Source organism: Streptomyces sp. NBC_00258 (assembly GCF_036182465.1).
Lineage (GTDB): Bacteria > Actinomycetota > Actinomycetes > Streptomycetales > Streptomycetaceae > Streptomyces.
On record NZ_CP108081.1, the window covers coordinates 803,683 to 823,741 of the forward strand.

Annotated in this window: 17 protein-coding genes and 4 pseudogenes; 9 read left to right on the forward strand and 12 right to left on the reverse strand. The window is 68.9% G+C overall.

The genetic code is table 11. The annotated features are described in order from the left end of the window. The first annotated feature begins 138 nt into the window (after window positions 1-138). Window positions 139-669, forward strand: coding sequence for a hypothetical protein (locus OG718_RS03735; protein ID WP_328843229.1), 531 nt, complete (start codon window positions 139-141; stop codon window positions 667-669). Here OG718_RS03735 and OG718_RS03740 read toward each other — a convergent pair. From OG718_RS03740 to OG718_RS03755, 4 genes are all read right to left on the reverse strand, one after another. Further along, on the reverse strand, window positions 659-2,017 hold the full coding sequence (locus OG718_RS03740; RefSeq protein WP_328843230.1) for an NAD(P)/FAD-dependent oxidoreductase: 1,359 nt from the start codon (window positions 2,015-2,017) through the stop codon (window positions 659-661). The genes OG718_RS03735 and OG718_RS03740 overlap by 11 nt on opposite strands. Before the next feature lie 119 nt (window positions 2,018-2,136). Continuing rightward, window positions 2,137-2,322, reverse strand: a complete 186-nt coding sequence (locus OG718_RS03745) for a hypothetical protein (RefSeq protein ID WP_328843231.1) — start codon at window positions 2,320-2,322, stop codon at window positions 2,137-2,139. 3 nt (window positions 2,323-2,325) lie between these two features. Beyond that, entirely contained in the window at window positions 2,326-2,529 is a 204-nt protein-coding gene (locus tag OG718_RS03750; protein WP_328843232.1) for a hypothetical protein, read from the reverse strand. Between the two features lie 372 nt (window positions 2,530-2,901). After that, a complete protein-coding gene (locus OG718_RS03755; protein WP_328843233.1) occupies window positions 2,902-3,636 on the reverse strand; it encodes an alpha/beta fold hydrolase in 735 nt (244 codons plus the stop codon). Window positions 3,637-3,891: 255 nt separating this feature from the next. On the opposite strand from OG718_RS03755, the gene OG718_RS03760 reads away from it, so the two are divergent. Further along, on the forward strand, window positions 3,892-4,776 hold the full coding sequence (locus OG718_RS03760) for an RNA polymerase subunit sigma (protein ID WP_328843234.1): 885 nt from the start codon (window positions 3,892-3,894) through the stop codon (window positions 4,774-4,776). Window positions 4,777-4,957: 181 nt separating this feature from the next. Next, window positions 4,958-5,563, forward strand: coding sequence for a hypothetical protein (locus tag OG718_RS03765; RefSeq protein WP_328843235.1), 606 nt, complete (start codon window positions 4,958-4,960; stop codon window positions 5,561-5,563). A 968-nt stretch (window positions 5,564-6,531) separates the two neighbouring features. Here OG718_RS03765 and OG718_RS03775 read toward each other — a convergent pair. Next, window positions 6,532-6,714 (reverse strand): hypothetical protein, encoded by a 183-nt coding sequence (locus tag OG718_RS03775; RefSeq protein WP_328848004.1) that lies wholly within the window; start codon window positions 6,712-6,714, stop codon window positions 6,532-6,534. Continuing rightward, the gene (locus OG718_RS03780) at window positions 6,648-7,004 is read right to left on the reverse strand and encodes a pentapeptide repeat-containing protein (protein WP_328843236.1); all 357 of its coding nucleotides are present in this window, start codon (window positions 7,002-7,004) and stop codon (window positions 6,648-6,650) included. The genes OG718_RS03775 and OG718_RS03780 overlap by 67 nt, the downstream gene beginning before the upstream one ends. A 68-nt stretch (window positions 7,005-7,072) precedes the next feature. On the opposite strand from OG718_RS03780, the pseudogene OG718_RS03785 reads away from it, so the two are divergent. Further along, window positions 7,073-7,303, forward strand: a pseudogene (locus OG718_RS03785) (NF041680 family putative transposase); the annotation flags it as partial. Window positions 7,304-7,394: 91 nt separating this feature from the next. Here the strand turns inward: OG718_RS03785 and OG718_RS03790 are convergent. The 3 genes and pseudogenes from OG718_RS03790 to OG718_RS03800 all read right to left on the reverse strand — a co-directional run. Beyond that, window positions 7,395-7,751, reverse strand: a pseudogene (locus OG718_RS03790) (IS630 family transposase); the annotation flags it as partial. 50 nt (window positions 7,752-7,801) lie between these two features. Next, entirely contained in the window at window positions 7,802-8,446 is a 645-nt protein-coding gene (locus OG718_RS03795) for a response regulator transcription factor (RefSeq protein WP_328843239.1), read from the reverse strand. Then, window positions 8,437-10,170 (reverse strand): sensor histidine kinase, encoded by a 1,734-nt coding sequence (locus OG718_RS03800; protein ID WP_328843240.1) that lies wholly within the window; start codon window positions 10,168-10,170, stop codon window positions 8,437-8,439. Before OG718_RS03800 ends, OG718_RS03795 begins: the two co-directional genes overlap by 10 nt. A gap of 446 nt (window positions 10,171-10,616) precedes the next feature. Here OG718_RS03800 and OG718_RS03805 point away from each other — a divergent pair, with 446 nt between their 5' ends. Beyond that, window positions 10,617-12,824: an MMPL family transporter gene (locus tag OG718_RS03805; RefSeq protein ID WP_328843241.1), complete on the forward strand. Its 2,208-nt coding sequence runs from the start codon at window positions 10,617-10,619 to the stop codon at window positions 12,822-12,824. Between the two features lie 323 nt (window positions 12,825-13,147). Here OG718_RS03805 and OG718_RS03810 read toward each other — a convergent pair. After that, a pseudogene (locus OG718_RS03810) lies at window positions 13,148-13,861 on the reverse strand (transposase); the annotation flags it as partial. A gap of 72 nt (window positions 13,862-13,933) precedes the next feature. On the opposite strand from OG718_RS03810, the pseudogene OG718_RS03815 reads away from it, so the two are divergent. Together OG718_RS03815 and OG718_RS03820 are read left to right on the forward strand one after the other, a co-directional pair. Continuing rightward, window positions 13,934-15,351, forward strand: a pseudogene (locus tag OG718_RS03815) (IS701 family transposase). 412 nt (window positions 15,352-15,763) lie between these two features. Further along, window positions 15,764-16,114: a sigma factor gene (locus tag OG718_RS03820; RefSeq protein ID WP_328843243.1), complete on the forward strand. Its 351-nt coding sequence runs from the start codon at window positions 15,764-15,766 to the stop codon at window positions 16,112-16,114. 154 nt (window positions 16,115-16,268) lie between these two features. On the opposite strand, the gene OG718_RS03825 is transcribed toward OG718_RS03820, so the two are convergent. Together OG718_RS03825 and OG718_RS03830 are read right to left on the reverse strand one after the other, a co-directional pair. Next, on the reverse strand, window positions 16,269-16,736 hold the full coding sequence (locus OG718_RS03825) for a hypothetical protein (RefSeq protein ID WP_328843244.1): 468 nt from the start codon (window positions 16,734-16,736) through the stop codon (window positions 16,269-16,271). A gap of 182 nt (window positions 16,737-16,918) precedes the next feature. Beyond that, window positions 16,919-17,737, reverse strand: coding sequence for a siderophore-interacting protein (locus OG718_RS03830; RefSeq protein ID WP_328843245.1), 819 nt, complete (start codon window positions 17,735-17,737; stop codon window positions 16,919-16,921). Window positions 17,738-17,835: 98 nt separating this feature from the next. On the opposite strand from OG718_RS03830, the gene OG718_RS03835 reads away from it, so the two are divergent. Continuing rightward, on the forward strand, window positions 17,836-18,621 hold the full coding sequence (locus OG718_RS03835) for a helix-turn-helix domain-containing protein (RefSeq protein ID WP_143644608.1): 786 nt from the start codon (window positions 17,836-17,838) through the stop codon (window positions 18,619-18,621). 228 nt (window positions 18,622-18,849) lie between these two features. Continuing rightward, window positions 18,850-20,022 (forward strand): 4-hydroxybenzoate 3-monooxygenase, encoded by a 1,173-nt coding sequence (locus OG718_RS03840; protein ID WP_328843246.1) that lies wholly within the window; start codon window positions 18,850-18,852, stop codon window positions 20,020-20,022. The last annotated feature ends 37 nt before the right edge of the window (window positions 20,023-20,059 follow it).

Genomic DNA, 20,059 nt, shown 5'->3' on the forward strand with positions numbered 1-20,059 from the left:
GGCCTGCCCACTCTGTTCTCGTACCGGCGGGGCCGCTGCATATGATGTTCGGCAGCATCCCCCCGGTGCCGCGCCGGGTGGCGGGCCAGGACATCGAGCGGTCCCGCCAGGACAAAGGGTTGAGGACGAGAGGAACCCATGGTCTCCGTGACCCCGACGGCGCACAACATCGAGAGCACTACCGAGAGTCTCCAGGAGGACCTGGCCCGGCTGGAGGTCCAGAAGCAGGCGCTGGAGCGGGAACTGGCCGCGGTCACCGCCCACCTCGGTTCCGTGCAGCGGGCACTCGACGCCCTTCAGGCCCTCATGCCCAGCGCCGGCCCGGCCGCCACGCCCTCCGGTCCCGTGGACGCGCCGTCTCCGGCGAAGCCGAAGCCCGCGCGAGCCACGGCATCTGCCGCTCCGGCCGACGAGCCCCCTGCCAAGGCCGGCCGGAGCGACGACGGCGACGACGCCGGTAAGACGTACGGCAAGCTCACGGAACAGATCCTGGCCTACTTCGCGGAGGCCGGAGACGCCGAAATCCGCGCCCGCGACGTCGCGTCCGCTCTGGGACGCGACACCGACAGCGGCAGCATCAACGCCGTCCGCAGCACACTCGACCGTCTGGTCGGCGCCTCGCGCGTCCAGCGGGTCGGCCGCGGGCTCTACCGCGGCGTCAAGCGCTGATCCGGCCTCCGGGCTCCGCGGGCTCCTCACTCCGGCGCGGTTCGCCGTGTGAGACGAAGGCCTCCCTCGGGTGCTGCACCGAGACGAGCGAGACGATGTCGCGGCCGTAGAGAACAGCAGTGGCCCACACGGCGAACACACGAGCCTTGCGTTCCCAACTCGGTATGGCCAGGACGTGATACCCACGGTGCATCAGCCACGCCGGGAACCCCTTGATGACCAGGCCCCGGTACTGGAAGATGCCACGGCCGAGCCCGAGCGTGGCCACCACGCCCAGACTGCGGTGCACATAGTCCTTGGCCGGTCGGTCGCGCAGGGACGCCAGGACGTTCTTGGCCAGACGCTTGCCCTGCCGGACGGCGTGCTGGGCGTTGGGCACGGTGCGGGCGCCCGGTCGGCCGGCTGCGAGATCAGGCACCGAGGCATCGTCACCTGCCGCCCAGACGTCGGGCACCACCTCGGTGTCCTTGGTGACCCGCAGATCCGCCCGTACGGTGAGCAGTCCGCGCTCGTCGACGGGAAGGTCAGTGTGGTTGTGCACGATCGGGTTGGCGGCGTTGCCAGCCGTCCACACCAGCAGACCCGAGTCGTACTCGGTGCCGTCCGACAGCCGCACGCGTCCGTCCTCGGCCGAGACGAGCTGGGTGTTCAGGTGCACCCGCGCCCCTCGCTTCTCCAGTGAACGCACCACCCAGGCACCCGGCCGGTCGGTGACCTCAGGCAGGATGCGGTCCCGCGCCTCGACCAGGTGGAAGGCCGGTTCGTCCGCGTCGATCTCCGGATACTGCTTGAGCAACGCGGTCGCCAGTGCCAGCAGTTCACCGAACCCCTCCACTCCGGAGAATCCGCCACCGACGACGGTGACGGTGAGCAGCTTGCTGCGTTCGGGCCCGCGCGGCAGGCCGGCCGCGCGGTCGAACGAGGTGAGGAGGCGGTCGCGGATCGCGACCGCCTCCTCGACATGCTTCAGTCCGTACGCCTGATCGCTCAGCCCTGGGATCGGGAAGGTCCGTGTGACCGCCCCCGCCGTCACCACCAGCACGTCGTAGTGCAGGTCGAAGGGCAGCGCGGATTCCGGGCGGACCGTGACCGTGCGCGCGCCGTGGCGGATCTCCGTCACCGAGCCCGCGATCAGACGCGTCCGGTGCAGGTGCCGTCGGAGCGAGACCGCGGCGTGCCGCGCCTCCACCGAGCCGGCCACGACTTCGGGCAGGAACGGCTGGTACGTCATGTACGGACGGGGGTCGACGACGGTGACGCGCGCCTCACCCCGCCGCAGCTTCTTCTCCAGGCTCCAGGCGGTGTAGAAACCCGCGTAGCCGCCGCCCACGATCAAGATCTCACGCACGGTGTCCTCTGTTCCTCTCGGTCTTCACCCTGTAGACCGATCGTCGGCACTCGGTGTGACATGGTGGCCGGATCGCAGCCGACTACCGTTCGTGGCTTGGCTCGCGCGGGCTCCAGGTGTCAACGCGCCATGTGCGGGCGCTTCTTCACCCTCATGTCCACTTCGTAGACTAGGGACGTGCGGTGGCCGTACTGGATGGTGTACATCCTCTTGCCACCGAAGACGACCTTGGTGGCGGACGCCGGGAAGTGGTCGGTGGTCAGCCGGGGAGGCGCCGTCGTGACGTAGGCCTGGCCCGTCGGCACGCTTTACATGCTCAGGGGCGCCTGGGTCGACGGCGACAGTCCCGCCGGGTTCTCGGCGGGATCCGGGTAGCTGGTGCCGTAGACATCCACCGGTTCGATGCCCGCGGAGCCGACGACGGTCGCGTCGGACGCCGGAACGGTGTCCCTGCCGTGCGGGTTGTGGAACCAGACCTGGCGAGAAGGGTGAATACGCGATTTGTCTGTCATGTCAAATCCCGCCGTTGAACGAGCCGAACGATGTCTTCGTCACGAGGCGCGGCTTCGTCCCGCCGGGGGCGGTTCCCGCCAGGGGCGGGCGGTGATCGGCCATGAAGGGCCTGTGCCAGGGGAGTTGCGGTCTCCGGGGTAAGAAAGCCCCGGCATTCACACTGTCTCATGTTGAACGAATCAGACGGGCGCAGTCGGCACAGTGGCATTTGGGCCAGGCTCCGATCAACGAAATCGGAACTCCTGGCGCCGTCGCCGCGTGCGGCGGCCGATGGGCACGACGAGGACGGGGATCAGACGGAACGCCAATCCCCGCCGCAAACCGCGAGCCACCAGCCACCAGACAGGGAGGTGTGATCGCCTCAGTGGTCGTCAGGCGCCGGCGTGCGCGCTCCAGTGACCTTCCAGGATCTCGGCGACCTCTGCGGGCCGCTGGAGCGGCGGCCAGTGGTTGCAGTCCATCTCGACCACCTCGGAGGCGTGCAGGGAGGCGCCGAGCTTGCGCCCGAACTCGATCTGGCACGCGGGGTCGAGTGCTCCCCAGAAGACCAGACAGTGCGCCGATACGGCAGACAGTCCCGGTTCCCACTCCGCTCCCATGGTGACCGCGGAGCGGTACAGCTTGAGGATGGAGTCCTTCATCGGCTCGTCCACGCGGCTCGCCATGTCCTTGGCCGGCCCGATGGGTACGTCGAAGCCGGCCGCCAGGTCCTCGGCGAACGGCTCCGCACGCAGTTCGCGCATGAAGCGGTTGCCCTCGACCTGGTCCTGCCAGATCTTGGCCAACGGGTGCCACACGTAGCCGGAGTTGACCGGCCCGTTGCCTCCGGCCCAGGTGCGGACCAGATCGGGGCGCAGATAGGCGACGCGGAGGGTGAGAATGCAGCCCCAGTCGTGACCGACCAGGTCCACCGGCTCACCGACCCGTTCCAGTCGTTGGATCAGCCAGTCGACGTACTCCTCCTTGGAGGAGCCGAAACCGTTCGGGCGCGCGGCGCCGAACCCGGGCAGGTCCCAGGCTTCCACATCGGTCCTGCTCAGGTGCTGTCGCACACCGTCCCATACGTGATGTGTGTCAGACACGCCGTGGATGAGGATGGCAGGCATGAGTGATTCCTTCTTCAAGAGACGGACTGCGCCTCGCGGGTGGAAGAGGTTTCACATCTTGTCACACCGTGTTTTTGCGGTGCCGCCCTCCAGCGGTCCGCAGGACCGCACATCGGCTGCTGAAGTACGGGCGGGGCTCTCCCCGTAGGCCCAGGCCGATGTCACATGATCCCCGTCTGGCCGGTCTGCTCTGCAAAGAACGCTACGGCCACGCGGTGGTGGGGCGTGGCAGGGTGCAGGAGGAAAGGACGCCTCATGGGGCACACCGGTGACACAGTGCCGATCGCTGATCTGCTCGACGAACGGCGGCACCTGCTGGACGTCGCCTCCTGGATGCTGGGCACCGGTCCCGAGGCCGAGGACGCCGTCACCCATGCCTACCAGCGGTGGTACGGCCTGACCGACGCCCAGCGGACGAACATCGCCGAACCGCGCACCTGGCTGACCAGAACCACGGGCACCATTTGCCTGGCCCGACTGCCCCTGCAGAGAGGCTCGTCCGCGGTCGCGGGTGAAGCCGCCACCGAGATCGACCGGGCGCTGACGGAAGAGATCAGCGACGTCCTGCTCGACGCGCTGAACACGCTGTCGCCGGCCGAACGGGCCGTGTTCGTCCTCGACGACGTCTTCGCCGTGCCGCCGCAAACGGTCACGATCGTGGGACAGCCAGCCGACGCAAGCGCCGAACTCGCCGATTACGCCCGCCACAGCCTGCGCGGGCCCCGGGTACGTGCCACGACGCCCCCACAGCACGACCGGATCGTCCATGCCGTCCGGGGGGCCTGCGCCACTCTCGACGCCGCGCGTCTGGACTCCCTGCTCGCCCCCGACGTCAGCGCGTTCTTCGACGGTGGCGGCAAGGTCCGCGCCCTCCCCCGACCAGTGCACGGCAGCCGGCACGTGGGCCGCGCCCTGCTGACCCTCCTCGCCCCGCGCCCTCACATCACCCTGCACCTGCGTCCGGCCAACGGCCGCACCGCGATCGTCGTGCGCCACCGCGACCAGGTCGCCGCCGTCATCAGCTTCGACATCGCCCGGCATCTGGTCACCCGCGTGTGGGCCGTTCTCAACCCGGACAAGCTGCGTTCCTGGAACTGCGGCCCCGCTGCGGCCGTCGAACGCGGCGCACAAGACGGTTGATCCGCCGATGACGCACGCGCCCGTTGCGCTTTGCCATGACAGTGGCAACAATCGGTGTACAAGTTCTTCACCATCCATTACTGCATCTTCATCACAGCGTCGGCCGAGATCCGAACGCATCGTTCCGGCGCATCGCAGCTGGACGGGGGCGCGGCACGTGAGTCGAGGATGAGAGGGAAAAATGGTTTCGGCATCGCGCACGGCACGCACCATCGAGAGCACCGCTGAAAGCCTCCAAGGGGATCTTGACCGCCTGGAGTTGCAGAAACGGTCGCTGGAGAGAGAACTTGCCGCCGTCGCCGACCATCTCGAAACCGTGCGCCGAGCCGTGTACGCCCTGGAAAGCGTGATGACAGGCCCGGCGGACACGGCGCCCGCAGCGGAACCCGTCGACCGGAACCGGCGCTCTGCGCCGCCGTCGACACGGACAAAGGCGGGCTCGGGCACGGGCCGTGCAGCTCCTGTCGGTTCCTCTGCCGACACCCCGGCGGCCTCGCGGCCGCCCGGGCGCGATGAGAAGGCCGGGAAGCGGGCTTCTCGTTCGAAGGACACCTCCCGCTCGAAGAACGACGCGGATCGCACGTACGGCAAGCTGACCGAACAGACCCTCGACTACCTTTCACAGGTCGGTGACACTGATGTGCGCGCCCGCGACGTGGCAACAGCGCTGGGCCGCGCCACCGACAGCGGGAGCATCAACGCCATCCGCAGCACGCTCGACCGTCTTGTCGGCACGTTCAGGGTCCAGCGCACCGGCCGGGGCCTCTACCGTGCCCAGCAGCCCTGAGCGACAGAGCGAAAGGCCAGGCCATAGCCCCGGACGCCGTTTCGCGGGGGATCGAAGGCGTCCGGGCCACGGCACCCGCCCGGTTCTGTGCAGCGGGTGCGACAGCGTTCCCGACGTCTTCGTGGAGTGTGCGCTCGACGCCTGAAACACTTTATTCACCCTACCGCACTTTGACACGCTCAATGGCACTGTTGGTTCCGGGAAGTGATGCGATCCATAACAGTGTCATCAACAGTGACAAATTCTCTTGGAGCCCAGCCACCGCGCACGAATCATCGGACGACGTGAAGCACTCGTATCAGTCCTCGCCGCTTTCTCCCGGCGCTCATGCGCTCACCGTCCCCCACGGTCTCGCCCACATCGAACAGCGCTACCACGTCGCCGGTTCGGGCCCCGTGTGCATCGCTCATTCAGGCGGGCCGGGCATCGGCTGGGAGTACCTCCGGATACCTGAGCTGGAAGAGCCTCGCCTGCTCGAACGCCCCGGACCCCTGGCAGGGTTTCGCCGACTACGTCCAGTGCGTCTGCGCCCGGCGTCGTCGAGGTGTCATGGCAGCCAGGCCGGGCACTGCGTGTACGTCTCGTCCGGCAGCACGGACAGTGTGCGCCTGGTGTCGATCCCGGTGGCGGTCGCCACAACACGGCGTACGTCGATCGGACCGAGGACACGGTCTCAGGGCACTCGCAACTCCGCCGGTGCGTCCGCGTACAAACGCGGGCGAATCACGAGGTCGTCGCCGCTGACCAGCGTCACCCGCACCTCGCCACCGGTGCTCCCGGCCACATGCGCGGCTCTCACCGCCCCCACCGCGCTCCACACGCCGGCGAACCTTCGCCGATGATCACGGTGTCCTTCATCAACGTCTCCTGTTCGGAGCCGACACTGAAGTGGCGGCGCATCCCCCGTCCTCGGGACGGAGGTTTCGGCGTCCGGAACCCCTCCACTCGCTACGGGGGGTGCGATCTGGTCACTCCTTCTCATTACCTTCGGTCACGTGTTCGCCGACATGGTCGGCGACGGCCGCGGACAGCAGAGCCGGCAGCAGCCCGGGGAACCGGGCGTCGAGGCTCCCGCGGCGCAGTGTCACGAAGCACCGGGTGCCCTCCTGCCGGGTCTGCGTGACGCCCGCCTCACGCAGCACCTTGAGCACCCGTCCAGGGTGGCGTGGCGTAGATCGGCCCCGATGAACGAGGAGCGGGTGAACCGCAGCTGCGACGTGCGAGTAGACGCAAGGTTCTGGCCGGTTAAGTCCTCACCGTTGACGGCCGCATAGCGGTGAAGCGCGGCAAGTCGTTGTCTCGCGGTCAGTGGTGTGGTCATGTGTACCAGCGTGTCAGCCGGGTCGGTGGCCGTCGCCCGGATTTCCGGCAGTTCGCCGCCCATGAGTCGATCACACAGGGCAGGGCTGGTACGGGAACGGGTGCGGCCACCGGTGATCATCGGTGTGTGAAGACAGAAGATCGCACCGCACCGAGCACCTACAAGATCACCCCACCCGACACCTTGACACCACCCCACGTCTCTTAACTTCGCGGCATTGCGTGATCACCGCGCACACCCAACTCCGCCTCGCCGTCCCGCTCTCAACTGACCAGCGCAAGCCCTGGGAGAAGTCCAGCCGCCCCGGCCTCGGCCGCCCGCCGGGCTCCAAGAACCGGCACCCCGCCACCCGTCACGACGTAGGTAAAACCGTCAAACGCCCGAGCACCCTCTACGAACGAGACCAAACTCAACGTTAAGGATCAAGCTCAGTGCCCCCGGACGGGATCTCCCTCTGATGGAAGAGGCCTCGGCCGAAGGGGAACTCGCCGAATAGGCAGATTCCGCGAACCAGGAAGGCAGTTGCACGATGGTGAGCCAGTCGTGGCCGGCGGCGTACTGGCGCATTCCGGCAGCTCGGCGGGTGTTGAGATTGTCCCAAATGAGGACGATGGGGGCCTTGAGCAGGATGTGGGCGCGGACGATCAGGTCGCGGTAATCGGTCCAGGCGAAGCTGTTGCGTCCCACACCGCGGTACTTGGGGTGGCGGCGCGGCCGGTAGATCAGCCGGGAGGACTCGCCGGGCCGGTAGCAGCACAGGGCGGCGATCGAGTAGCGGCGCCAAGACCGGCCGCGCACCCGTACCAGCGGTGTCTGCCCGCGCCGGCCCCAGGTCCGAGCTCGTGCCGCAGTCATCCCGAACTGGGCACCCGAAGCGACACGATGACCAGAGGCACCGCCCGGCAGGCACCGCCCGGTCAGGTCCGCAGGAACATGAGTACGGCCAGCACCCGCCGGGACTCGCTGCCCGTGGCCGGGAGTCCGAGCTTGCCGAAGATGCTGGAGACGTACTTCTCCACCGCGCGCAGGGTGATCACCAGCCGGTCGGCGATGCCCTGGTTGGAGTTGCCTGCGGCCATCAGCTCAAGCACCTCGCGTTCCCTCGGCGTCAGCCGTTCGAGCGGGTCGTCACTGCGCCGACGCGACAGGAGAGTCGACACGATGGTCGGGTCGACGGCGGAGCCTCCGGTGGCGACCCGGCGTACGGCGCCCAGGAAGTCGGGCACGTCGCTGATGCGGTCCTTGAGGAGATAGCCGACGCCCTCCGCCGAGTCGGCCAACAGCTTCATGGCCAGGCCGAGTTCGACGTACTGGGACAGCACGAGCACCCCGACCTCGGGATGGGCCGCGCGGATCTCGACGGCCGCCCGGATGCCCTCGTCGCTGTGGGTGGGCGGCAGCCGGATGTCGACGATGACCACGTCGGGCAGCCTGCTGCGCAGCAGGCTGAGCAGTTCCTCGGCGTCCCGGCAGCGCCCCAGCACGTCGAAGCCGGCGTCACCGAGCAGCCGGGCGAGGCCTTCCCGGAGCAGGACGCTGTCCTCGGCGATGACTACCCGCATGGCAGTTCCGCCTGTACTCGGGTGCCGTTGCCGCTCGACGTCCACACCCGGAGCCGGCCGTCGAGCGCCTCCACCCGGTCGGCCAGTCCCCGCAGACCGCTGCCGCCCTCGGTGTCGGCGCCGCCGCGGCCGTTGTCGAGTACTTCGATCACGACCTGGCCGTCGGCTTGGGCGACGCTCACCGTCGCCGCGGTCGCCCGGGCGTGCTTGCCGATGTTGGCCAGGCTCTCGCAGACCACGTAGTACGCCGCGACCTCGACGGCTTCGGCGAGTCTGCCGTCGAGCCGTACGGTCAGCCGGACCGGCACGGAAGCCCGTGCGGCGAGCGATTCGAGGGCCACGTCGAGGCCGTGGGCGCTGAGAACGGCCGGGTGCAGCCCGCGCGCCACGTCGCGCAATTCCGCGAGGGAGGTGGCGATCTCGCCCCTAGCCTGGGCCAGGCGGGTTCGGGCGGCCGAGTCGCCGCCGAGACTCGCCTCCAGCATGGCCAGGTCGAGGGAGAGCGCGATGAGCCGCTGCTGGGCACCGTCGTGGAGGTTGCGCTCCAGCCGCTGGCGCTCCTGTTGGCCCGCCTCGATGACCCTGGCCCTGGAGCCGCGCAACTCGTCCACGTGAGCCCGTAGTTCGGCCTGGAGTCGGCCGGTCTCCAGGGTGATGGCCGCGGCGGCGCTGACCGCGTCGAGGAGTTCGCGTTCGTCGTTCAGCGCCGCGTCGTGGACGAGGGCCGCGACCGGAGCGCCGTCGCGTTCGATGAGGGTGGTGGTCCGGGCCGGATCGGTGGGCAGTTCGAGCGGTTTGCCGTCCTGGTCGGTCCAACTGGCGAACTGCGGCAGCCAGTACAGCACCGCGAGCGACGGATCCCCGAGTGCCCGGGCCAGCGGGGCGCGCAGATCGGCCGGTTCGGTCCGCAGTTCCACCACGAGGTCGGCGACGGCGGTACGGGCCAGCCGGGCGCCCAGCAGCCCAGCGAGGAAGGCGACGGGGGCGAGGCTGATCACCCCGAGGCTCACCCGCTGGACCACCGGGAACGAGGGGCCGCCGAACACGCCCACCACCAGGAGGACGGCGATCATCACAAGGCCGAGACCGAAGGAGTCGATCAGCAGTCCCAGGGACCTGCGCAGCGGACGCCCGCCGGCCTGGCGGCGGGCCGCAAGGAGTGCGACACCCGCGAGCGATACGGCGCTGATCGCGAGGAGTTCACCGTGGAACAGCGCCCTGCCCGCGTCCGGCGCGTCGACCAGAAACAGGGGATGGTCCGGGCCGAAGCCGCCCAGCATCATCGCCACCGGCTGCACACCGACCGCGGCCACGTACCCCACGCCGACGAGCAGCCTCTCCGGTCGGCCCGTCAGCCGGCCGACCGGGAAGGCCAGGAACAGGTGCAGGATCAGTACGAGCGGCAGCAGGTCGGCCAACTGCCCGACGGTCCGTATGGCGGTGGTGCCCGACCACCCCAGGGCCGAGGCGAAACCGGCCGCTCCCGCGAGGAACATCAGCGGGCCGCAGCGGTTGTCGGGCCGGTGCCACCACGCGACGAGACCGGCCGCGCAGTAGGACAGCGAGATCCAGACGAGAAGTACGGCGTGTACCGGCGAGATGCCGCTCGCGGCGGCGAGGGTCAGGCAGCCCCCGGCGGCCGCGGCCAGCACCAGGCCCGTCAAGCCGCCGAGCAGCACCGGGCTCCGCGCGCGAACAGCGGGATGCGCCGAGAGCGTGGGCATCGCTTCCCCCTTCCCGATCATTGCCGTCGGGCGTGACCGGGGCGCGACCGTCCACAACTGGCTTGCGTTCGGCCGGAGATGAAGGGAGGCGTCGTCCGCACGCTACTCCCGGTACCTGACCGGCGCCAGCGCCGACACCGAACCCCCCTCCCAACAGCGGTCCTTCCGGCTGCGGGGTGTGCGCACCCCCGCGGCACACCAGAAACCCGCCCCCCGCGTCCGCCAGTGGCCCGCCTTACCCGCCGCATCGCCGACTGCCAGCGTGAAAGGCAGTCCCGAACCGCACCCAAGGAGCCGTGATGAAGACCCGGGTCATCCAGGAGGAACCGGAAGAGCCCCGCCGGGGCGCCCTCGACGTATCCGTGCCCCGGAATCCCGGTCCGCCACCCGTGAGCCGCCCGAGCACCCCGACTGGACACTCGTCACCGAAACCTGAGAGGTATCCCATGTCCCGACTGCTCTACCGGATCGGACATTTCTCCAGCCGGCACCCATGGCGCGTCATCATGACGTGGGTCGCGATCGCGGCCGCCGCCTTCCTGCTCAACCAGTCCTTCGGCGGCAGCGCCGACGAAACCTTCAAGGTGCCGGGCATCGAGTCACAGAAGGCGGCAGAGGCGCTGGAGGAGAAGTTCCCGCAGGAGAGCGTCTCCACGGCCAACGTCATCTTCCATTCCGACGAGGGGCTGACCCGATCGGAGGCCAGGGCCGCGGTGGCCGAGGCACGTACCGAACTCGCCGCGATACCGCACGTCGTCGCGGTGTCCGATCCGTACGACGCCCGTGGCCCCACGCTGAGTCCCGACGGTCGGACCGGCTTCACGACTCTGGCCTTCGACACCGAGGAGAAGGTCACCGCGGCCCAGTTCGACGCCGCGGAACGAGCCACTGAGCCCGTCCGCGCCGCCGGAGTGCAGGTCGAGTACGACGGTGGTCTCGGCTCCGCCAAGGGGGAAGAGGCGGGCGGGGTCCCCAGCGAGGTGCTCGGTGTCGCGTTCGCCGTCGTGATCCTGGCGGTCGCGTTCGGTTCCCTCGTCGCGATGAGCCTGCCGATCGTGGTCGCCCTGGTGGCCATCCTCATCGGCTTCAGCGCCATCGGCGTCCTGTCCGGGCTCATAGCCGTCCCCGAGATCGCCACGATCGTCGCCATGATGCTCGGCCTCGGGATCGGCATCGACTACGCGCTGTTCGTGCTGACCCGGCACCGCCAGAACCTGGCGGGCGGTATGTCGGTGCCCGAGGCGGTGGGCCGCGCCAACTCCACGGCGGGCCTGTCGGTGCTGTTCGCCGGCGTCACCGTCATCGTGGCGATCACCGGGCTTCAACTGTCGGGCCTTCGGATGCTCACCGTGATCGGCTGGGCCTCGGCGATGATGGTTACGGTGACCCTGTTCGCCGCACTCACCCTGCTGCCCGCGATGCTCGGGCTCGCCGGCCGACGGGTCAACAGCCTGCGGATCCCCTTCGTGAAGCCGAAGCCGGCGTACGACCCGAAGTCCAAGTCCAGCCGCTGGTCCGCCAAAGTGGTCGCACAGCCCGTCCGCTACGGCGCCGCCGCCCTCGTTCTGCTCGGCGTGCTCGCCGCGCCGGTCTTCTCCATGCATCTCGGTTTCCCCGACGCGGGCAACAATGCTCCGACCAGCACCTCACGCAAGTCGTACGACCTCATCGCCGAGGGCTTCGGACCGGGCGTCAACGGTCCGCTGCAAGTGGTGATCGAGATGAACGGGACCGACCCGTCCGAGGTCGACGGCGTGGGCACGGCCCTCGAGGACGATCCCGGAATCGCCTCCGTGGGCGCCGTGGCGCTCAGCCCCGAGGGCGATCTGGCGGCATTCGCCGTCACGCCGACCACCTCTCCGCAGAACGCGAGGACCGGCGAGCTCGTCGACCGCCTGCGCCAGGACCTGCTGCCCGACGCGTTGCGCGGAACCGAGGCGAAGCCGATGGTCACCGGCGGGGCCGCTCTGGAGGCGGACCTCGCGACGCAGCTCCAGCAGCGCATGCTGTGGTTCCTCGGCGCCGTGATCGGATTGTCCTTCATCATCCTGATGGTCGTGTTCCGGTCGGTCCTGGTGCCGCTGAAGGCCGCGATCCTCAACGTCCTCAGCATCGGTGCCGCGTACGGAGTGCTCGTCGCGATCTTCCAGTGGGGCTGGGGGGCCGGTCTCATCGGTCTCGACGGCAGCGTTCCGATCATGTCGCTGGCGCCCATGCTGATGTTCGCGGTGCTCTTCGGACTGTCCATGGACTACGAGGTGTTCCTGCTCAGCCGGGTGCGTGAGCAGTTCCAGCGCCATGGTGACGCCAAGGCGGCGGTCGTCGAGGGCGTCGGCTCCACGGCCCGGGTGATCACGAGCGCGGCATTGATCATGACCGGTGTGTTCGGCGCCTTCATCCTGATGGACGACCCCACAACCAAGCTGTTCGGCGTCGGCCTCTCCGTGGCCGTCATCCTGGACGTGACGCTGGTCCGGATGGTCCTCGTTCCCGCCGCGATGAGCCTGCTCGGCAAGCACGCCTGGTGGCTGCCTGGATGGCTGCACCGGATCCTGCCGGACATCCACCTCGAAGGCGACGACGCGGACGACTTCCTGCCCGTCCCCACGTCACCGCCGGCGGACCTGGCGGCGTCGGCGCCCGGCGCCCGGTAGCCGCCCGTCGGGGCAGCGGACCGCCCGCTGCCCCCGGCCCTATGCCCGACACCCACGCGCATCACTGCGCATGGGCGTCGGGCACGGGGGTCGCCGCCTCCCGCAGAGCCCACTCCATCCGGCAGACTCCTTCCATGGAGATTGCGGAGCTCGTTCAAACCCTGGACAGGGAAGGCCAGTTGCTGGCCGGTGCCGCACAGGAGGCCGGGGCCGATGCCAAGGTGTGCGGACGGACGAACCGCGCGTCCTGAGGGTGCGCGCCTTGGACACGGACGCCGTGTGGACCGTACTGAGTGTTTGCCACTGATTCCTAATGCTGTTTGTCAAGCCGCGAGAGCTGCGGGCGGCCCGACCTCATAGGTCCGTCCGTCGCGCAGGAGGGCCCAGATGACGTTCACACGGCGGCAGGCGAGGGCGAGGATCGCCTGGGTGTGGCGCTTGCCCTCGGCACGCTTGCGGTCGTAAAACCGGCGGGACTCCTCGCAGTGGCGGATGCTGAACAACGCAGAGGTGTAGAAGACCCGTTGGAGTCTTCGGTTATATCGCTGGGGGCGCCACAGGTTGCCGCTGGTCTTGCCCAAGTCCCGCGGAGCAGGAGCGACGCCGCCGAAGCCGGCGAGTCGGTCCGGAGTGCCGAAGATGGCCATGTCGCCGCCGGTGGCGGCCAGGAACTCGGAGCCGAGGATGACGCCCAGGCCGGGCATGCTGGTGATCACTTCGAAGTCGCGGTGCTGGCGAAACCGGGCCTCGATGAGCTTGTCGATCTCGGCGACCTGCTGGTTGAGGGCAGTCACCTCCTTCGCCAGCGTGTGCACCAACTGGGCGGTCAGCTTCTCGCCTGGGAGGTTGGTGTGCTGGCGCTCGGCGGCCTGGAGGGCGGTCTCGGCCAGCTGCTCGGCGTTGCGAACGCTGCGGCTGCGCAGCCAGGTCTCCAGGCGCTTGGTGCCGAGGCGGCGCAGGGCGGCTGGTGTCTGGTAGTCGGCCAGCAGGGTGAGAGGGCCGGCGTTGGTGAGGTCCAGGTCCCGTTCTAGCGGTGGTTTGTTGACGGCGGGTCAGGGCCGCAGTAGGCCGGTAGCAGAGGAACGTCGCCTCGCCGCCTGGGAGCTGTGATGACCCGCCGTGTGCCGTGTCCGCCCGCTCCAGGACCGCTGGAAGCCTACGCCGCACGCTTCGATGACCTGTTCTCCACGCTGGCACAACGCCGCGGGTTCCGCGAGTACCTCGCGGGGCTGCTGCTGCCGCGAGACCGCAACAAGACGCTGAACTGCCTGGCCGGCACCGAACCCGTCGTAGGTGCCCAACATGCTTCGGTGCAGCGGCTGCAGTTCTTCCTGTCCGAGTCGACGTGGGACCACGAGCAGGTCAACGCCCGCAGGGTGGCACTGCTGCTGGCTGATCCCGCGACCATGCCACACCCTGGCGGGGTGCTGGTGATCGACGACTCGGAAGACCGCAAGGACGGAAAAGCAACCGCGCACATCGGTCGGCAGTGGCTGGGCCGACTGGGCAAGACCGACAACGGCATCGTCACCGTGACCACCTGCTGGGCCGACGAGAACCTCTACTACCCGCTGCACGCCGTGCCCTACAGCCCCGCCCATCACTTTCCCAAGGGCAAGCGCGACCCCGGCTTCCGCACGAAGCTGCAGATCGCGGCTGAACTGGCCCGCACAGCCAAGGCCGCCGGAGCGCCCTTCCGAGCCGTGGCCGCCGACTGCGCCTACGGCGACCAGGACGGCTTCCGCAGACAACTCGCCGCGGCAGGACTGCCGTTCGTCATGGCCCTCAAGCCGAGCCACGGCACCTGGTCCTACGGCAAGGACGCCTACACCCCCGCCGACGCCGCCCGTGCCCTGACCTGGACGGACCCCGAGTACCCAGGCGACTGGACCGCCGTCGAGCGGACCTTCCGCGACGGGCACACCGAGACCTGGTGGGCCGCCGACGCACACCTCGGATGGTGGGGACCCGACGGAAACGTCCGCCTGGTCGTGGCCACAGCAAACCCGGACACACTGCCCGCGCAGGCCACCTGGTACCTGGCCACCGACCTGCCCCGCCCCGGCGGCCCCCGAGAGGCCGACAGCCCCGAACCCGCCGCCGACCTGCACGAAGTCGTACGGATCTACGGCATCCGACACTGGATCGAACAGAGCTACAAGCAGGTCAAGGACGAACTCGGGTGGGCAAGACTTCCAGGTCCGTTCCGACACCGCGATCCGCCGCCACCAGACCCTGGTCACCTGCGCGTTCTCGTTCTGCTGGGACACCTGGTTCGCCCGACCCCCAGACCGTGAGCCCGTCGTCGTCCCCACGCTCCCGCCGACCGCCGGAGCGGCTGAGAGGGGGCCCAAGCGGAACCCACCAGCCCCATCCAGCCAGCTGGCCCAAGGCGGTCCGCGCCGTCCGCGCCTGGCTCGACCCCTGGACCACCCTCCAACGCTGCTGGCGAGCCTGGACCAACGCACCCCCGCCACCCGAACTCCAAGCCCTGATCAACGCCGTCGGCCGCAGGCCACCCACTTGATCTCTACTCCCCGGTCTAACAAACCACCGCTAGCACCGCAAGAATCCGAACCGGCTGGGACCACGAGCAGAGCCGGGGATTTTCGGAGGCATCAGAGGCCGGTGGGCCGCCGCGGTGGGCATCGGCGACAAGGTTGCGCTGGCTGGTGATGTCGAGCGGGTGCCGCATCACCGGACGTGGCGTTCGGCTTCGGTGGCCTTAGCCACCAGAACAGATGCACTGCGTGATCGCCCCCCGGAGTGCGCCGGGCCGACGGCTATATCCCCCCTGGCTGTGGCCACCAGTGCACAGCCGGTGGCCACCAGTCTGACCAACCCCGCCCGCCACGAAGACTCGCGGGCCAAGAGAGGCGCTGCCGCAGAGCGGCCCGTCCGATTCTGCGCCGGCCCACCCGCCCCGGAAAGGCTTCAGCATGCCCGCCACCACCGATATGTGCTTCGAGCAGCACGTACGCGAGCGTCACGGCGCACTGCGGCAAGACGCGCACCGCCTGGTCGCCGACCCCTGGGACGCAGAGGATTTGCTGCAGAACGCTCTGATGGCCACCTACCGCTCCTGTCACCGCATCGAATGCAAGACGCTGGCCGACGCCTACGTCCGGCGCACCATGTACAACTGCCGCACCGAGTCATGGCGCGCCCGCAGGCTGGAGGAAACTCTCACCGCGCAGGTACCGGAGATCGGTGTCCACGACGATACGGACCTCGGGGTGAACCGTCGGCTGCTGCTCGAAGTCCTCGCCCTGTTGCCGCACCAGCAATAGCGCATCGTGGTCCTGCGCTACCTCGGCGAACACAGCACACAGAAGACTGCGCGGTCCGCGGATCCGTCGTTCTTGTAGCGTGTCCGGTTTGATGAGGGATCGGGTAGCTCGCGCTGCTGATGGTCGAGTGCCCGGGATGGCTTCCGGGGCCGGGTCAACCCAGCTTCTCGTGGGCCGCGTTGAGGAAGATGTTCATGGGTCCGCGTAAGTGGTTCCACGCGGCTTCGGGCTCACCGAGGTCCTCCCACAGGACGTGATGCACGGCGCTCGCGTAGTCCCAGGCGAGTTGGTAGAGCTTCGGGCCGATCAGGACGAGGATCATCCGCTCGCAGATCCAGAGGCGTTCGACGAGCGCCCGCTCGGCGGTGAGCCACTCGGGTGTGCGGCCAGAGGACCAGTCGGGTGCCTCGTAGCGTTCTTCGGCAAGGCGTATGCCTTGCTGCGCAAGCTGGATGAACTCCCTTATCACGTCGAGCCGTTCAGCTCGGCGAGCCTCGGCCAGTTGCGTGGCCTGGCGCTTGTCCTCGGTACGGGCGGCCTGGCGTGCGGTGGTGAGCTGGGCCAGGTAGGACATCCCTCCGCCAAGTACGACACCGATCAACGACGCCCAGAGCTGATTCACCCGTTCACGTTAGCCTCAGGGTTCCCGTCCGCGTCGGCCTTGCCCGGCGCCCGTGTAGGCAGCTCTCTTTCCCGGGGGTTCGCCCTTTCCGCGCGGAGTGGGAGTACTCCGGCCGGTTCGTGGGACGGGCGGGACAGGGCGCCGTCGGGCGGGCGGCCCGTACGGGACTGCGCGACGAGGGGTCAGAGGCTGGCGCGGCCGTGGCTGTAGTAGACGCGGAAGGAGATGTCGGACTTCACCACGCCGCGTTCGCCGACTAGGTGGCGGCGGATCCCGGTGGCCAGAGAGGATTCGCCGGCCGTGAAGGTGTAGAAGCGTCCCTCGGGAAGGCGGGCCTGTTTCACCGCGTCCAGGGCGAGGGCACCGGGTTTCGTGCCTGCGTCAGTGCGGGGCAGCCAGCGGACGATGCTGCCCGGCGGTGCCTGGATGTCGCTGCGGATGTCCTCGGGTGACGGGACTTCCAGGAATACCTCGGCGGGCAGGTTCGCCGCGGATTGTTCGAGGATGGCGAGGATCGCCGGAAGGGCGCTCTCGTCGCCGACCAGGAGCTGCCAGGCGGCGCCGGGGGCGGGCGCGTAGCTGTGTCCCTCGTCGAGGAAGGCGACCTCTGTGCCGGGCTCGGCGGCCAGTGCCCATCGGGTGCCCGGGGCAGCCGCGCTGGCGGTGTCGACTTCGTGGAGGGAAATCTCGATGTCGAACGCCAACGCTTCGGGCTGAAAGCGCCGGATCGAGTAGGTCCTGACCCGCGGACGCTGCTTGCCGCCTTGGAGCGTGAGCTGGAGGATCCACCGCTCGCTGCTGGGCAAGAACACTTTCGCGGCGTCATCGTCGGGGTCGGCGAAGAACAGGCGTCCTGCTTGGTCAAAGCCTGACTGCTCCAGGTGCTGGACGTCCTCGCCGCCCAGCGTGACGGTCATGAAATGCGGACTGGGCTGCTCGCTTCCCTGCACGGTCAGCGACAGCATCCGCCGCTGGCGGGGGCGCTGGATCCTGGATGCCATCGCTACCCGCCCTGTGGGCCGGATTGAGGCTTCATCGTGGTCATGTGACCACTGTCGGCGTGGCACTCCATCCGAGACCACCGGTAAACTGACGCCTGATGCCGACAACTCGCCAACCTTCGCCGACGCCTGCCGAGGTAGAGGATCCGATTCTGCAGGGCGGTGCCTGGCTGCCGCACGGCTTCCAGCTCGACCCGCACAGCCACGTCCAGGGCCAGTTGGTCTATGCCGCCGCCGGAGCACTGGCCACCGCGACGGAGCGCGGCACCTGGGTCGCCCCGGCGGACCGGATCACCTGGACGCCCCCGCGCTTCGCCCACTCGCACCGCTTCTACGGCCAGACCGATGTACGGCTGGCGTCCGTGCCGCTCGACCTGTGCGCCGGCCTCATCGATCACCCCAGTGTCTTCGCGGTGAGTCCGCTGCTGCGCGAGGCCCTGCTGACGCTCACCGACGAGCCGGAGAGGCGGGCCGGTGCCCACCGCCGTCTTCTCTCCGTGATCGTGGACGAGCTGGCCGATGCCGCCGAGACCTCCCTGCACCTTCCCGAAGCCAGTGACGACCGGCTGCGCGCCGCCACCGATTTGCTGCGCGCGGACCCCACCCGGCCTGCCACCCTGGCCGAGCTGGGCCGGGCGGTGGGAGCCAGCGAGCGCACGCTCAGCCGCCTGTTCCACACCGAGCTGAGCATGAGCTTCCACCGCTGGCGCACCACCCTGCGCATCCATCACGCCCTGGCGCACCTGACCGACGGGATGTCGGTGACGGAGACCGCGGTGGCGTGCGGCTGGTCCAATCCCTCTACCTTCATCGACGCCTTCACCGAGGTCGTCGGCCAGACGCCCGGCCGCTATCAGGCCGGCCTTCGCATCCGCGGGCGCTAGCTGCCCACCACGGCCGTCCTGCCGTGAACTTGCTGGCTGGGCGCTCGGCGGGCGCGCCACGCGACAGGCTGGCGGGTTTCCGGTATCAGGTGTCCACTTACCAGTGGTTTGCAGCCTGCGGGCCTTCCACAGTGGAGAACGAGCGGGCGCCGGCCTTCCCGGCTGGCGCCGCAGTGTACGCCTCCGGCGCGTACCGACCACTGTATGGATCACGAAAGGCTCGTATGCATGACTGAGACACGCGACGACACGGCCGTCGTCATCATCGGGGCCGGCGTCGCCGGTCTGGCTCTCGGCAACTTCCTGCTGCGTAACGGCGTCGACTGCATCGTGCTGGAGAAACACCCTCGCACCTACGTCGAGAAGCGCCGGCGCGCCGGAACGATCGACACCTTCGGGGTGCGCCTGTTCCGCGAGTGGGGCCTGGAGGAAGTCCTGGCGGGCGACCCGATCCCGCACAGCGAGGGCGGCTTCTACCTCGACGGCCACGCAATGCCGATCGACGTGGACGAGGACAACAATGAGAGCCTGTACTGCCCGCAGCAGGTCCTGGTGCGCAACCTCACCGAGGTCTTCCTGCGCGAAGGCGGTGACCTGCGCTACGAGGCGGCGGACGTAGCCCTGGAGAACCTCACCAAGGACCATCCCGTGGTGCGCTACCAGGGCGCCGACGGCGCGGCGCGGGCCATCGAATGCGGCTTCATCGCCGGCTGCGACGGCTTCCACGGCATCTCCCGCCGCTCCATCCCCGCCTCGGCGCTGACCGAGTACTCCCACGAGTACGGCTACTCCTGGCTCAGCGTCTTGGCGGCCACCGAGACCAAGCCCTCGGGCATGGCGATCCACGGGCTGGGTCTGGCCGGGATGATCCCCCGCGGCCCCGAAGCCAGCCGCATCTACCTGCAGTGCGCGGTCGACGACACCCCCGAACGGTGGCCGGACGAGCGCATCTGGAGCGAGCTGGAGGCCCGCTTCGGCACTCCGCCCTCGCGCGGCGAGATCCTGTCCAAGCAGATCGTTCCGCTGCGTAGCGTGGTGTTCGACCCGATGAGCTACGGCAGGCTCTACCTCCTGGGCGACGCCGCCCACATCGTGCCGCCGATGAGCGCCAAGGGCATCCACCTCGCCCTGCACGACACCGAGGTCTTCGCCCGCGCGGTGATCCGCCATGCCAAGGAAGGCGACTCCAGCCTCCTCGACAGCTACTCCAAGACTTGCCTGCCGCACATCTGGAACTACCAGGCGTTCGCGACGTGGATCACCGACACTATGCACAACGCCGGATTCACCGGCTACGAGGGCGAGTTCAAGATGCAGATCGCGCGCGCCGAGCTCCAGCGCCAGTTCGCCTCCGAGTCGGCGAACAAGCTGTTCAGCGAGCTGACCGCCGGCACCAACTAGGAGCCCCACGGACGCGGCCGTCGTCACCCAGCCCGGT

Bases quoted from the DNA above. Each gene is read 5' to 3' on its own strand.
- OG718_RS03735 (WP_328843229.1), top strand. From the start codon at position 139: ATGGTCTCCGTGACCCCGACGGCGCACAACATCGAGAGCACTACCGAG.
- OG718_RS03750 (WP_328843232.1), bottom strand. From the start codon at position 2,529: ATGACAGACAAATCGCGTATTCACCCTTCTCGCCAGGTCTGGTTCCAC.
- OG718_RS03755 (WP_328843233.1), bottom strand. From the start codon at position 3,636: ATGCCTGCCATCCTCATCCACGGCGTGTCTGACACACATCACGTATGG.
- OG718_RS03760 (WP_328843234.1), top strand. From the start codon at position 3,892: ATGGGGCACACCGGTGACACAGTGCCGATCGCTGATCTGCTCGACGAA.
- OG718_RS03765 (WP_328843235.1), top strand. From the start codon at position 4,958: ATGGTTTCGGCATCGCGCACGGCACGCACCATCGAGAGCACCGCTGAA.
- OG718_RS03780 (WP_328843236.1), bottom strand. From the start codon at position 7,004: ATGATCACCGGTGGCCGCACCCGTTCCCGTACCAGCCCTGCCCTGTGT.
- OG718_RS03795 (WP_328843239.1), bottom strand. From the start codon at position 8,446: ATGCGGGTAGTCATCGCCGAGGACAGCGTCCTGCTCCGGGAAGGCCTC.
- OG718_RS03800 (WP_328843240.1), bottom strand. From the start codon at position 10,170: ATGCCCACGCTCTCGGCGCATCCCGCTGTTCGCGCGCGGAGCCCGGTG.
- OG718_RS03805 (WP_328843241.1), top strand. From the start codon at position 10,617: ATGTCCCGACTGCTCTACCGGATCGGACATTTCTCCAGCCGGCACCCA.
- OG718_RS03820 (WP_328843243.1), top strand. From the start codon at position 15,764: ATGCCCGCCACCACCGATATGTGCTTCGAGCAGCACGTACGCGAGCGT.
- OG718_RS03830 (WP_328843245.1), bottom strand. From the start codon at position 17,737: ATGGCATCCAGGATCCAGCGCCCCCGCCAGCGGCGGATGCTGTCGCTG.
- OG718_RS03835 (WP_143644608.1), top strand. From the start codon at position 17,836: ATGCCGACAACTCGCCAACCTTCGCCGACGCCTGCCGAGGTAGAGGAT.
- OG718_RS03840 (WP_328843246.1), top strand. From the start codon at position 18,850: ATGACTGAGACACGCGACGACACGGCCGTCGTCATCATCGGGGCCGGC.